Source organism: Leucobacter sp. CX169, from assembly GCF_017161405.1.
In the GTDB taxonomy this organism is placed as follows: domain Bacteria; phylum Actinomycetota; class Actinomycetes; order Actinomycetales; family Microbacteriaceae; genus Cx-87.
Genome location: NZ_CP071051.1, coordinates 1710674 through 1724098 on the forward strand (window position 1 = coordinate 1710674; position 13425 = coordinate 1724098).

The window sequence follows — 13425 nt, forward strand, 5'->3', positions numbered from 1 at the left end:
ACTCAATGTAATGGCCCCTTCGTGTCAGCTTGGTGCCCCACACTCTACTGCTCCGGGCTTGAGGCGCGCGCCGAGCCGCGACGGGCGAACCTCCGCCGTGCCGGCAGCGAGAGTCCAGCGGACAGCACAAGGACACCGCCCAGCGTCGCCAGCCACCCCGCCCAGCCCGGCACGGCCCCTCCCCCTGCGCCCGTCACCGCGAGTCCGAGGCTCACACGCGGGACAGGCGGAGCCGCGTGGACCGTCTCGGACGGAATGCCGTAGTCGTCGCACCAGGCTCGCACGAGCGGACGCTCACCCTCGACGGCGGTTCCTGCCGGATCCGTGCACCAGCGCACGGTGTACCAGCCGGCTCGGTCCGGGAGATCAATCACGACCTCGGCGCGTTCCCCCGGACCCGTCAGCTCCGCGCGGAGCGCCATCACCGCCGCGGCGCCGCCGGGGGCCTCGGCCGCCCGGACCGGACGCGTCTCGCTCCAATACACCGTCCCCACAAGCGGGACCGCCACGCGCGCGCGTTCCCATTCGGCCCACGGCCCATCAGTCGGCTCGCCGACAATGACGTCCACGACCGAAGCGCCAGGGTGCACCTGCGCGTCCGAGAGGGTGGTGTCGAAGCGCACCCCCACCGGAGCGAATTGCGTCTCCGAGTGGAGCCCGAAGGCGTCGGCGTAGCGATATCCGGCGGGGAGGCCCGTTGCGCTGCGCGCGTCGTCCTGGTCACTCGCGTCGATACCGCAGACCGACACGTAGTAGCCGCCACCACTGGGCGTCAACGCATACTCGAACGAGGCGACCTCGGCCAGCGGGTCGCCCGAGGACCCGCCCACCTGCACACGCACCGGTGCGGTAGCCAGCGGGGCATCTGCCGGAACATCCGCCGACTCTTTCGGCGGCGCCTCGAACGGGCCATAGGCATGACACACCAGCGTCATCGGCAGCGTGGACCCGTCGGTGAATCGACGCCAGGGCGCACTGCCGGGTGCGAGCGACAGGCTCACTGTGTCGGCGAGCGGCTCACCCTCGGCCAGGATCCTGCTGGGAACCTGGGTCGAAAAGCGCGGCGAAAAGACGAGCGAGTGCGCCTCGCTCGCGCGCAACTGCCACCGGAAATCCGATTCGACGGGGCCGACCGCGGCGACATCTTGCAGCGCAGGGGCGCTCTGCCAGACCCGCAGCGCCGGCCCGGCGGAACCTCCGGGGAGCGTGAGCTCGGCCGACACGGTCACCTCGGCTGAACCGATTTCCGCGTCGCTCGGTGTCAGACGATAGGGAAGGCGCACATCGCCGACAATGGCGGCCGTGGTCACGGGACTGGGACTGGCCCCGGGGCTGGCCGCGCCACCGAACTGCGCCCCCGTCACCGTCATCGTGCCGCTTGCGCCGAGCGGGACGCCCGAGACGGCGATCTCTCCCCGCATCGCGTCCGCAGGGTCAGGGACCACCTGCACCGAGCCCGCGGGCGCCGGCGCCACATATCGGTAGTCATCCATCAGCCTGCTCATGCGCTGGGCCTCGGCTACCACACGGCCACGCACCGTGGCGTCGGGGATAGCCGCGATGAAGAATCGATGATCCACCCGAAATGGGTCACCCTCTCCCGGGTGACGCAGCCAGATCGCCACTCCGACTGCGGCGGCCTGCTCATTGGTGACCCGTTGGCCGTGCGCGCCGATGAGCCAGTTCACCCGCGCCACCTCTTCGGGGCTCCAGCCCGCATACTGAGTGACCACTGTGCTCTGGTGCGCGGGATCACTCGCAAGCGTGGGCGGCTCCTGACCCCACTCGAGGCAGTACGCGAGCGAACCGTCGGGTGCGCGGTACGCCCCGACCATCGAGAGCCGGAAGTCGTGCGGGATCCGAAAGCCGGGACCCTCGAGAAGCTGCGCCGAGGCAGCCGAGTTGCCCTGGAGCCCGGGCAGGGGCGAGACCAGCAGCGCCCCGCACAGGGCGAGCACAGCGCAGACCATTGCCGCGGCAGAGAGCAGCGGGCGCGAGCGGGTGATTGCAGTCATGTCGATCCTTCCTCGACGGAAGGTCCGTCAGACTCGAAAGATTGCGCCGTTTCCGCGGTCGCCGTCCCCGTTATCCACAGCCGCCATCCGGATCGACACGCCCGGTTCCCGCGCAAATGACCCCTCGATTCGACCGCCGAAGGGATCGCGTGGTAGATTTTCTCTTGTGCCGCGGGGTGGAGCAGTTCGGTAGCTCGCCGGGCTCATAACCCGGAGGTCGTAGGTTCAAATCCTGCCCCCGCAACGAGATATCGCGGTCACACAGTACGGCCCCTGCCACAGACAGGGGCCGTACTTTTTTGCGTTTGCGTCTGGCAGACACCAGGAACACGCCCACCCAGGCGGCCAAATGGATTTGCGGCCGAGAGCCCCGTAGACTCTCTCTTGTGCCGCGGGGTGGAGCAGTTCGGTAGCTCGCCGGGCTCATAACCCGGAGGTCGTAGGTTCAAATCCTGCCCCCGCAACGAGATGTCGCGGCAAAACAGTACGGCCCCTGTCAGTGACAGGGGCCGTACTGTTTTGCGTGCGGGCGACCACCGATGAGGCGGCCACGCCCAGGGCGGCCACGCAGCCTGTGAACGGCAGAGCGACACGGACACTCTCGGACCCCCACAGACGCAGGCAGGCCCCCACCGAGTCGGTGAGGGCCTGCCTGTGGTTCGAGCCGCGCGGCCGCTACTGCGCCGCGAGCGCCGCCGTGATGGCTGCTCTGAGGCGAGCGTCCGCCTCGCCAAAGGCCGTCCAGTCCCCCGCCTTCATCGCGGCGTCACGGTCCGACAGGGCGGTCTTCATGAGCGCGAGCGCCTCCTGCAGCGCCGGCGAGTCGGTCGAGCCGCCAGCAGCAGTATCGTCCGGCGTCGCCGGGGTCTCCCCGCCATCGGTCGGCTCGTCCGGTGTCACCGGCACGATCGTGTCGCCCGCCGCAGCACCCGAGTCGCCGCCGAACAGCGCGTCGAGCGCGAGGTCCAGCGTGTCCTCGAAGGCGATCTTCTCGCCGAACGACACGAGCACCTTCTGCAGGATCGGGAAGCTCGTGCCCGTCTTCGCCTTCACGTATACGGGCTGCACGTAGAGCAGTCCGCCACCGACTGGCAGGGTCAGCAGGTTGCCACTGATGACCTCGGTGCTGCCCTGACTCAGGAGGTTGAGCTCCTTCGACACGGTCGGGTCGGTCGTGAAGCTGTTCTGCACCTGGCCGGGGCCGGGCACCGTGTTGCCCTTCGGCAGCGTCAACAGCTTCAGGGTGCCGTAATCCTTCGAGACCTTTCCGGCCACATTCCCCGCGTTCGAGTCCGCGGCAAGGTAGCCGGTGAGGATGTCCCGCGACTCCGCACTCGCGTCCTTCGGAATGTACGTCGAGTAGATCGAGAAGGTCGGGTCTGCTTTCAGCCCGGCCGCCAGCGTCAGGTAGTACGGGGGCTGCGCAAGCGCCGCCTCGCCAGCGGTCTTGCCCGACACGGGATCGCTCGGCGTGCGCCAAGCGTCCTCGCGGGAATAGAACGAGCCGGCATCGGTGACGTGGTACTCACCGAGAATCTCGCGCTGCACCTTGAACAGGTCACCCGGGTAGCGGACGTGGCTCATGAGCTGGGCGCTCATGTCCGAGATCGGCTTCAACGTGGTCGGGAAGACGTTCTGCCAGGCCGTCAGCACCGGATCAGTGGTGTCCCAGGCGTACAGCGAGATCGAGCCGTCGTAGGCATCGACCGTCGCCTTCACGGAGTTGCGGATGTAGTTGATGTCGTTGCGGGCCAGCGAGGTGCGCGGGTTGTCCGAGTCGACGATTGAATCGTTCATGTCGGTGACCTTCGAGTACGGGTACTCGGACGACGTCGTGTACCCGTCGACGATCCAGACGATGCGCCCGTCCACCACCGAGGCGTAGGGGGTCTTGTCGATCGTCAGATACGGCGCAACCTTCTGCACACGATCGACAGGATCGCGGTCGTACAGGATCTGGGAGCCCTCGCTCACGGCGCCCGAGAGCAGGATCTCCATCGACTGGAACTTCAGCGCGTACACGAGCTTGTGGAAGAGCCCCTCGAGTACCGGTCCGCCGTTGCCGGTGAACGTCGTCATGTTCTGCTTCGACTCGTCACCCGTGTCATCGGCCGGGTAATCGATCTCGATGGGCTTCTTCGTCTCGCCGCCGACGATCGAGTACTCGGGCGAGTTCTCGCCGAAGTAGACGCGCGGCTCAAACTCGCCAAGCTTCCCGCTCGTGGGGATCCCGCTTTCCAAGAACACCGGCTGACCGTCAACTGCGCGCTGGTTGCCATAGGCGGCGACGAGGCCGTAGCCGTGCGTGTAGACGAGCGTGCGGTTGTACCAGCCGGTCTGATCCGTGATGTTAATGTCGCGGACGGCGGAGACCGTGTCCTCAATCTTGCCGTCGATCTCGTAGCGATCGACGTTGAGCGAGCTCGGGAACTTGTAGTACTGGCGAATCTGCTCGAGCTGCGAGAAGGTCGGCGAGACGATCGCGGGGTCGAGGATACGGATGTTCGCGGTCGCCACCGCGTCGTTGCGCAGCGCGCCGGGCGTGGCGTCGGTGACCGCGTCGTAGCGCTCAACCTCGACGTCGGCGAGGCCGTAGGCGTCGCGCGTCGCGTCGATATTGCGCGAGATGTACTCGGACTCGAGGCTCTTCTCGTCGGGGTCGACCTGGAAGCGCTGCACGGCCCAGGGGTACCCGACGCCGATCACGAGGCTTGCCACGATGAGCAGCGCGGTGCCGGCGACGGGCAGGCGCCACTTGCCGGTGAACGCGGTAATAATGAAGAGGATCGCGACGATCGCCGCGATGCCGGCGAGGATTTCCTTACCGGGGATGACCGCGTGCACCTCGGTGAAGGCGGCACCCGTGAGGATGCCATCCTGGTTCGTTACGGTGCGGTACTGGTCAAGCCAGAGGCTCCCGGCCTGCAACAGGAGGTACAGCGCCGCGATGACGGCGGTCTGGATCCTGGTGGACTTGGAGACGCGGACGTCGCGACCATTGAAGGAAATACCGCCGTACAGGTAGCTCGTGCCGACCGACGCAATCAGCGAGATCAGCAGGATCGCAGACGCGAACGCCACGATGCTCTGGAGCACGGGGAGGTCAAACAGGAAGAACGACAGGTCGAGACCGAACTCGGCGTCCACCTTGCCGGTCCCCTCGCGGTTCAGCCACAACAGCACCTGGGGCCACTGGGCCGCGGCCGCGATACCGGCGAAGAAGCCAAAGGCCGCGGGCAGCAGGTACTTGACGACCCGACGCAGCGGCTCGATCATCTCCTGGTAGCGGTCAAGCTGGGCCGTGAGGCGCGCGTACACCGGGCGGGTGCGGTACGCAATGTCGATCGCCAGGAAGACGGGGACGGCCATCGCGAGGAACCCGATGGCGAACATCACCACAGCGGCGATCCATTGCGTCGCGAATACCTCGAGGTAGCCGACCTGCTGGTACCAGAACACATCGCTCATGAGGCTAGCGATGGCCAAGAAGCCACCCACCAGCAGGACCACCAACACGATGGTGATCGCGAGCGGCGATGGTCTACGCCGTACAGGGGTCGAATCGGCGGTGGTCGTTTCGGTCACTGAAGCCCTCTTCTGAGTCTTTGAACGGGGTTTTACTACCCTAGCCGTGCATCCCCTGATGATTCGATGGGGCAGCGCTCCAAACCTGCGGGCACACGGCCGGCGTTCAGGTCATCGATCGCCTGCAACGCCTCGTCGAGGGTAGCGACCGGGGCCACGATCATGTCGCCGGGCACCGTCGCCGGCACCTGCGCGCAGTTCCCGAGCGGCATGAGGAAGAGTTCGGTACCGACGCGCGAGGCGCCCCACATCTTTTGCGGTAGCCCGCCGATTGCGCCTACCCGGCCAGTGTCGTCGATGGTGCCGGTGCCGCTAATGATGTGTCCGCCGGTGAGGCTCTCCTCTGTCAGCTCATCCCCGATACCCAGGGCGAACATCAGGCCGGCACTCGGGCCGCCGATCCGGTCGAGATGCATCGTGACGTCGACCGGGAATTCGTATTCCGCGCTGACGGTGATCCCCAGGATCGGCGCGGTCGCGCCCTTCGGCTGCTCGGGCGTGGCGGTCACGTCCATCTGCTGGCCATCCCGCAGGATCCCGAGGGTCACCGGGGTCCCCACCCCCGCGTCGGCGAGCGCGGCGCGCAGCCCCCCGGCCCCGGTGATGGGGGCGCCGGCCACGCTGAGGATCTCGTCTCCCGGCTGCAGCAACCCGTCGGCGGGCAGGTCCGCCACGACGTCCTGAACCACGACGCGCGCAGTGAAGTCGATCCCCAGCGCGCGAAGCGCGGAAGCGGTCGCGTCCGCTTGGGACTTCTCCATCATCAGCTTGTTCTGCTCGTTCCGGTCCTCGGACGTCACGCCCTCGGGGAATACCTCGGAGATGGGCTTGGCAGTCTGGGACGGGTCGAACAGCACCGGCAGCAGCGACAGCCAGCCCAGCTGGTTCTCGGGGCTGCCGTTGATCGAAACCGTCAGGAGGTTGAGTTGGCCGTCGGTCGGGTGGGTCTGCACACCGTCGATCGAGATCACCGGGGTGGCCTCGCCGTCGAGCTCAATTTCGCCGAGCGTGTCGACGACCGGCCCGGGTCGCTCAATCACCATCTGGGACGGGACCGTCCACCCGAGTATCAGCAGGATCGACAGGATCGCTACCCAGATCATGCCCCGCGATGCGCGGGGGCTCGTGGGCGGCTGAATGGCGGGCAGTTGCTGCGGCATCGGTGCTTTCTCTGGGTTCGTCGGGGCGTCCGGACCGGGCAGGAGCCTCGCTGTTCGCACTGGGCGCAACCAAATCGTGCTCGGGCGGTCAATCTACCAGCGGATTCTGGAGGAGGTCGGGGTAGCGTAATTTCTACCACCAGCGATGGCCTCAGCCCTTCGAGCTTCGGTGGCGATGCGGGAGGCAAGCACAGATGACGAACGACAATCGCGACGAGCGGCCCGAAGACGGACCTGAGGACGCGGCCGAGGAGCTGCAGAAAATGCTGCGCGAGCTTCTCTCAGGTGGCGGGCCCTCCGGGATCGATCCGGCCCAGCTCGCCCGCGCAGCTGGCCTCCCCGGCGACTCCGCTGCGCTACAGGGTCTCTTCTCTACCTTGCAGCGGGCCATGCAGCAGAGCGGCGACGGCATCGATTGGTCGGTCGCCCGCCGCACCGCCATCGATACGGTGAGCGCCGCGCCCTCATCCCCCGCGGATACGAACGACGTGCTGCGCGCCTTCCCCGTCGCCTCACTGTGGCTCGACGAGGTGACCGACATGGGCGCCTCCCCCGACGCCCCCCGCGCGCTCTCGCGCATCGAGTGGGTGCAGCAGTCAATCGACACCTGGACCGAACTCGCCGAGCCGGTCGCCAACTCCATCAGCAACGCGCTCACCGAAGCGATGTCGACGCAGCTGCCCGAGGAGATGCGCGCGGCGATGCAGGGCGCCGAGGCGATGTTGCGCAACGTCGGTGGTGCGCTCTTCGCGATGCAGCTCGGCACGGTCATCGGCAAGCTCGCGACCGAAGTCGTCTCCGCGGGCGACGTCGGTGTCCCACTCTTGCACGGCTCGGGTCGCGAGGGCGGAGCGCTCTTGCCCGTCAACGTCGCCGCGTTCGCCGAGGGCCTCGACCAGGACGCCGAGGAGGTGCGGCTCGCGCTCGCGGTCCGCGAACTCGCCCACGCCCGCCTCTTCCGTCACGCGAAGTGGCTGCGGCTGCACCTCATCACGGCCATCACCGACTACGCGCGCGGCATCCGCATCGACACCGAGCGCATTGGCGAGCTCGCCGCAGATCTCGACCCGCAGCACCCCGAGCAGATCCAGGAGATGCTCTCCAATGGCTCGCTGATCCCGCCGAAGTCCCCGCAGCAGGAGGCGGCGCACTCGCGCCTCGAGACGATGCTCGCGCTCGTCGAGGGCTGGGTCGACGTCGTCACCGAGAACGCCACTTCGCGCCTTCCCGGCTCGACCGCCATCGCCGAGATGGTGCGCCGTCGGCGCGCCGCCGGGGGGCCCGCAGAGCACGCCTTCTCGACCTTGGTCGGCCTCGAGCTTCGCCCGCGGCGCCTCCGCGAGGCAGCCGCGATGTGGCGCGGACTCGAGAACCTGGGCGGCGCCGAGGCGCGGGACTCGCTTTGGGCGCACCCCGACCTCCTGCCCACCGCCGAGGAGATCACTGACCCGGCGCTGTTGTTTGCCCGCCTCGGGCTCGCCGGATCACCCGCCGAGCCCAAGGAAGACGAGTTCGATCGCGCGCTCGCCGAGCTGCTCGGCGATGCGCCCCGGCCCGTCGAGGGCGTCGACGGCGGCATCATCGCGGACGCTCCGGAGACCACTGGTGAGACCGAGGATCCGGAGCTCCCGGGCGAGCCGGACACCCCGCGCCCCTAGGGGTTCGGTGCGGCGCTCGGCGGAGCCTCCCTCACAGGGGTCTCGTCGAGCGCACACGGCCGTCTTTCTGTGGATAACTCCTCCGCGGGTCGCGAAGGTCGCACACTGGGGCAATGAACACCCCCATGCCGCTCGCACTTTCCGCCGACCTCCCCCTCGTCTGGGAGTCGCCAGACCGGTTGCGGATCGGGGTGGCCCGTCCCATCGCGCGCCTGGACGGGCTCTCGCCCGCCGAGCAACGATTCCTTTCCGTGCTCACTGCCGGCGTTTCCGAAGACCGCCTCGCTGAGGTCACGAAACGATGCGGGTTGACCCACGCACGACGCACCGCGCTGCTCGCACGTATCGCGGACGCGCTGGGGCCGCCGCCGCCGGGCTCATGGACGCGGCCCACACCTCCGCTGCGTGTCTGCATCGCGGCGGGCGAAGGCTCGGTTGATTCCGCGTGGGCTCGCGTGTTCGCCGCTGCCCTCGGCTCGACTGGGCCGCACTGTGCGATCGCGGCAACCGTCGACGCGGTGACGGACGCGGACTTCCTCGTGCTCCCGGAACGCTACGCCGCTCCCCGCGCGCAGCTCGGGCCGTGGTTGAGCCTCGGCCTCCCGACACTCTCCATTCGACTGCGCGACCGGTCGGTGCTCCTCGGCCCGCTTCTCGGGACGAATGGCGCGCCCTGCCTGGACTGTTGCAATCAGGCGGAGCTCGCGCGGGATCCGGCCTGGGCAGTCATCACCGCCCAGGTATCGGGAACGCGACCGCCGAGCGAGACGACCAGTGTCGCGCTCGCGCTCGCCGCCCACGTCGCCGCACTATTGGAAGCCCAAGCGGGGCGCGTCGCGGCCGCGCCGTCGAGCGTGCCGTTGGCGCCGACTTCTGCCGGCGGCTGGGACACGCTGGGCGCTCAGCTCGAGCTTCCCGTGCACCAGGGACTGCCGCGTCACGGCGGCGAACACCGCCAGGTGCCCCGCCGTGCGGAGTGCGCGTGTGCGATGCTCGAGGCGCTTGAACCGGACTACGCCGCGGCGGGTACTCCGATGCCGGCGGCCGCCAGGAAGCGGGATGGGGTGCGTCGCGCCCGCCCGCCCGCGGCTGAGCCCGAGAGCCGCAGCTCGTCGCGGGCGCGCGTGAGCGCCACGTAGGCCAGACGGCGCTCCTCGTCAATCGCATCGTCGCCGACGGCGTAAGAAATCGGCAGGATCCCCTCGCTCATCCCGATCACGTGCACGAGCGACCACTCGAGACCCTTCGCGGCGTGGATCGCGCTGAGCGTGACGGCCTCGAGTGTCGGCTCGTGATGCGCGCGCTGGCGCTCGAGGAGGTCGGTGCTGAAGTCAGCAACGCTGATGCCCTCTGGCGCGTCATCGACCAGCGTCAGCAGCGCGCCCAGCGCCTCCCAGCGCTCGCGCTGCGCAGGCCCCGTCGGAGGCTGCGCCGTCCACCCGAGCTCGCGGATGACGTCGCTGACCACCTGAAAGAGCGGTCGCCCGTCCGGCGCGAACGACTGCGCTCGGATCGCCATGACCGCGCTCTTGACGTCCGCCCGGTCGAAGTAGCGCTTCGCCCCATGCACTCGGCTACTGATGCCACGCGAGTTCAGCGCCTGCTCGATGCGCGCGGACTGAGCGTTGGTCCGCGAGAGCACCGCAATCTCCGATGCCGGCAGGCCGCCCTGAATGCGGGCGCGGATGGCGTCCGCAACCGCGTTCGCCTCACTCGACTCGTCGGGAAACCACTCGAAGCTCGGATCGGACGCCGCTTCCTGCCGCATGGCTCGGAGGGTGAGCGCCCCCGGCTGGCCATGCATCAGGCGGTTCGCAGTGCGCACGATCGGTTCCGTGGAGCGGTAGTTCCGTTCCAGCCGAAACTCGTGCGCACCCGGGTGCTCGCTCGCAAAGCGCAGCAGCGACCGGCTCGAGGCACCGGCAAACGAGTAAATGGTCTGGCTCGCGTCGCCGACCACGCAGACCTCGTCGCGTTCACCGAGCCACACCGACAACAGGGCGTGCTGGAGCGGCGAAACGTCCTGGTACTCGTCCACGGTGAAGAATCGGTACTGCTCGCGCACTTGCTGTGAGACGCGCGGCTCCGACTCCAACATGCCAGTGACGAGCACCAGCACGTCCTCGAAGTCGATCTCGCGCCGCTCCTCTTTGAACTTCTCGTACGCGCGATGCATTTCGAGCATCTGTTCCGGTGTGACCGCATCGGGCAGCGGTCGCTCGGCCAGCATGCCGGCGTAGCTGTCGAGGCTCAGCATCGAGACCTTGCGCCACTCGATCTCTGCGGCGACATCGCGCAGCGCCTCGCGGTCAAGCCGCAATCGCATCGCCTCGGCAGCTTGCGCGAGCGTCGCGCTCTTGCTCGGGAGCACGCGCGGGGCGAGGCCGCCGACCACCTGCGGCCAGAAGAACCCGAGCTGCGACAGCGCCGCGCCGTGGAACGTCCGCGCCCGCACGCCGCCCGCGCCGAGCGCACGCAGCCGGGTCTGCAGTTCGCCCGCCGCCTTGCGCGTGAACGTCACGGCGAGCACGCGTTCGGGGGCGTACGCGCCACAGGCGACGCCGTGGGCAATGCGGTGGGTGATGGTGCGAGTCTTTCCGGTGCCGGCACCCGCCAGTACGACGACCGGTCCGCGCAGGGTCACCGCGACTGCACGCTGTTCCTCGTCGAGGGCGTCGAGCAGCTCAGACTCCACGCTCGGCACCCCCCGCACGGCCGACCTCCGCGTCGTCGCCCTGGGCGATCCAGCTGTCGATAATCCAGCGCGCGATCGAGCCCTCGCGCGGCAGCTTCAGGCCGTCCGCCGGGCTTCGCAGCTCGTCGCGCGAGAACCAACGCAGCTCTGCGATCTCGGTCGGGTCTGGCGAGAGCGCGGCAGGATCCTGCCCCGCCGCCAAGCCCGCGAGGTAGCCGAGCATCAGGGAGCGGGGGAAAGGCCAGGGCTGCGAACCCAGATAGTCCAGCCGGTCGATGCGCACGCCCGACTCCTCGGCGACCTCGCGGCGCGCAGCCTGTTCCGCGGACTCGCCGGCCTCGACAAACCCCGCGAGGAGCGAGAAGCGGCCCGCTTCCCAGAGCACGTTCGAGCCGAGCAGCGCGCGATTTTCATGCACGACCAGGACGATCACAGCCGGGTCGGTCCGCGGAAAGTGTTCGACGCCCGTCGCGGGTTCGACGCGAGCCCAGCCGCCCTGCGCGGTCTGGGTTTCCGAGCCGTCGCGGGGAGAGAAAGCGGCCGACGCGTGCCAGTGCTGCAGCGCGACCGCCATGGCCACGAGTTCGGCCTCATCGGGAGACAGCGCCACCCCCGCGGCCCGCGCGGGGACCCACTCGCGGGTCGTCGCGTCGCGGTCGGCCGTCCCGCCTGTCCCAGCCGAGTCGCCTGTCCCACCCGAGCCGCCTGTGCCGTCTGTCCCGCCTGTCCCGTCGACGTCCGTGGCGAAGATGGGCGCCCCTGCGAACCGTCCGAGATACCAGTGCGCCGTGCTCCGCGGGCCGGCAATGGGCAGGAGTGCGAGCGCGCCGTCCTGCAGCGGCAGCGTGGTGCCGCGCAGTTCGAGCAGCCGCGCACCCGGCTCGGCCCAGGCCCGCTCAAGTGCGGCATCGTCCATCCGGGTGGCCGCGTCGCGGTCGATTCCGCCGCGAGCCAGCGGCGGGATGCGTGAGTAGTCCCTCATCGACTCCTCCTCCCGTGCGCGTGGCGTACCCTCGACGTCCAGCGCTCTTGCCTACGCTAGACGCCATGGCCAGCACTCCACTCACTCTAGCCGCGCTCGCCACGTCGGCGGTCCCAGACCTCGCCGTGCACGGAGCCTCCGGGGTCGCCGCAGGGCCGAGCGGGTCCTTTCTCTCTGCGCTCCTCGAGTCTGATCGCGGCCGCCTGATCGTGCGCGTTCCGCGCACCGCCACCGCCGAGGCGGAGCAGTCGGGCGAGTTGCTCGGGCGTTCGGCGTTGACCGCCGGCACGCGCGCCCAGCTACCATTCGCCGTGCCCGAAACCCTCGGGCTGACCCGAGCGGGCGAGAGCCGCGCGGTCGTGTCCACATTCCTCGAGGGTGAGCATTTCTCGGTCTCGGACCTGGCTGACGATTCGCTGCTGCTGCAGCCGATCGCCGAGGCCATCAGCGCGATCCATCGTCTCCCTCCCTCGACCGTTCAGCAGGCCGGGCTCGCGAGCCGCACCGCCGCCGAGGCCCGCGCCGCGAGCGCACGTCTCGTCGAACGCGCCGAAGCGACGCGCATGCTGCCGTCGACGGTCGCGGCGCGGTGGGCCGAGGTGCTGCAGGCCGCCGAGCTCTGGGAGTTCGCCCCGACCGTCGTACACGGTTCGCTCGACGATACGCAGTTGCTCGTCTCGGACGACCAGGTCGTGGGAGTGCTCGGCTGGTCCGAGCTCCACATCAGCGACCCGGCCGATGATTTCGCCTGGCTCGCCGGCGCGGAAACCGGTGTGCTCAGCGCGGTCGTCGCCCGCTACGCGGCGCTGGGTGACAGCGCCGACGGCGAACGCCTCCTCGCACGCGCGGCCTTCGCGCACGAGCTCGACGTCGCCCGCTGGCTGCTGCACGGCGTCGAGCAGCACGACACGGGCATCGTCAATGATGCGGTCGCGATGCTCGATCGCCTGGTCGACCAGCTCCCGTCGCTCTCGCAGCCTTTGCTCCCCCATTCCGTACTCGATGTCGCACAGGTCGACGACCTGCTTGACGACACCCCACGCGTCGACGAGCGCGTGCACGACACGTCGGCGTCCGACGTGTTCGACGACGAGCGCGTGTTCTTCGCCGACACCGACTTCATCGAGCCCGTCGAGCGCCGCACCGACGCTGAAACCGACCTCGACGAGACCGGGGTGGTCGACGAGCTCTCCGAAGCCGGGGTCACCGACGAGGCCGAGCGGGACACTCCGTTTGACCCGCTGGCGACGGCTCCGCTCGAGCCGTTCGACTTTGGGGAGCTCGAAGATCGCCCGGACGGAAACTCCCGCTAGGCCGACTTTCTCGACGT

At 68.9% G+C, this 13425-nt stretch carries 7 protein-coding genes and 2 tRNA genes; 4 read left to right on the forward strand and 5 right to left on the reverse strand.

What is annotated here, in order from left to right; translation table 11 throughout:
• Nucleotides 1–44: 44 nt before the first annotated feature.
• A complete protein-coding gene (locus JW030_RS07790) occupies nucleotides 45–2015 on the reverse strand; it encodes a hypothetical protein (RefSeq protein ID WP_188046111.1) in 1971 nt (656 codons plus the stop codon).
• A 170-nt stretch (nucleotides 2016–2185) separates the two neighbouring features.
• Here JW030_RS07790 and JW030_RS07795 point away from each other — a divergent pair.
• Both JW030_RS07795 and JW030_RS07800 read left to right on the forward strand, forming a co-directional pair.
• Nucleotides 2186–2259, forward strand: a tRNA-Met gene (locus JW030_RS07795).
• 146 nt (nucleotides 2260–2405) lie between these two features.
• Nucleotides 2406–2479, forward strand: a tRNA-Met gene (locus JW030_RS07800).
• A gap of 211 nt (nucleotides 2480–2690) precedes the next feature.
• Here the strand turns inward: JW030_RS07800 and JW030_RS07805 are convergent.
• A complete protein-coding gene (locus JW030_RS07805; RefSeq protein ID WP_188046110.1) occupies nucleotides 2691–5600 on the reverse strand; it encodes a UPF0182 family protein in 2910 nt (969 codons plus the stop codon).
• 35 nt (nucleotides 5601–5635) lie between these two features.
• Entirely contained in the window at nucleotides 5636–6760 is a 1125-nt protein-coding gene (locus tag JW030_RS07810; protein WP_188046109.1) for a PDZ domain-containing protein, read from the reverse strand.
• A gap of 194 nt (nucleotides 6761–6954) precedes the next feature.
• Here JW030_RS07810 and JW030_RS07815 point away from each other — a divergent pair, with 194 nt between their 5' ends.
• Complete coding sequence (locus tag JW030_RS07815) at nucleotides 6955–8418, forward strand: zinc-dependent metalloprotease (protein ID WP_188046108.1); 1464 nt, start codon at nucleotides 6955–6957, stop codon at nucleotides 8416–8418.
• A gap of 1012 nt (nucleotides 8419–9430) precedes the next feature.
• Here the strand turns inward: JW030_RS07815 and JW030_RS07820 are convergent.
• On the reverse strand, nucleotides 9431–11113 hold the full coding sequence (locus JW030_RS07820) for an ATP-dependent helicase (RefSeq protein ID WP_241095371.1): 1683 nt from the start codon (nucleotides 11111–11113) through the stop codon (nucleotides 9431–9433).
• The gene (gene nudC / locus JW030_RS07825) at nucleotides 11103–12095 is read right to left on the reverse strand and encodes an NAD(+) diphosphatase (RefSeq protein ID WP_188046107.1); all 993 of its coding nucleotides are present in this window, start codon (nucleotides 12093–12095) and stop codon (nucleotides 11103–11105) included. The genes JW030_RS07820 and nudC overlap by 11 nt, the downstream gene beginning before the upstream one ends.
• Before the next feature lie 65 nt (nucleotides 12096–12160).
• Here nudC and JW030_RS07830 point away from each other — a divergent pair, with 65 nt between their 5' ends.
• Nucleotides 12161–13408 (forward strand): phosphotransferase, encoded by a 1248-nt coding sequence (locus tag JW030_RS07830; RefSeq protein ID WP_188046106.1) that lies wholly within the window; start codon nucleotides 12161–12163, stop codon nucleotides 13406–13408.
• Nucleotides 13409–13425: the final 17 nt, after the last annotated feature.

What these genes read in the sequence shown, in the direction of transcription:
- JW030_RS07790 (WP_188046111.1), bottom strand. Translation starts at nt 2,015, where the DNA reads ATGACTGCAATCACCCGCTCGCGCCCGCTGCTCTCTGCCGCGGCAATG.
- JW030_RS07810 (WP_188046109.1), bottom strand. Translation starts at nt 6,760, where the DNA reads ATGCCGCAGCAACTGCCCGCCATTCAGCCGCCCACGAGCCCCCGCGCA.
- JW030_RS07815 (WP_188046108.1), top strand. Translation starts at nt 6,955, where the DNA reads ATGACGAACGACAATCGCGACGAGCGGCCCGAAGACGGACCTGAGGAC.
- nudC (WP_188046107.1), bottom strand. Translation starts at nt 12,095, where the DNA reads ATGAGGGACTACTCACGCATCCCGCCGCTGGCTCGCGGCGGAATCGAC.
- JW030_RS07830 (WP_188046106.1), top strand. Translation starts at nt 12,161, where the DNA reads ATGGCCAGCACTCCACTCACTCTAGCCGCGCTCGCCACGTCGGCGGTC.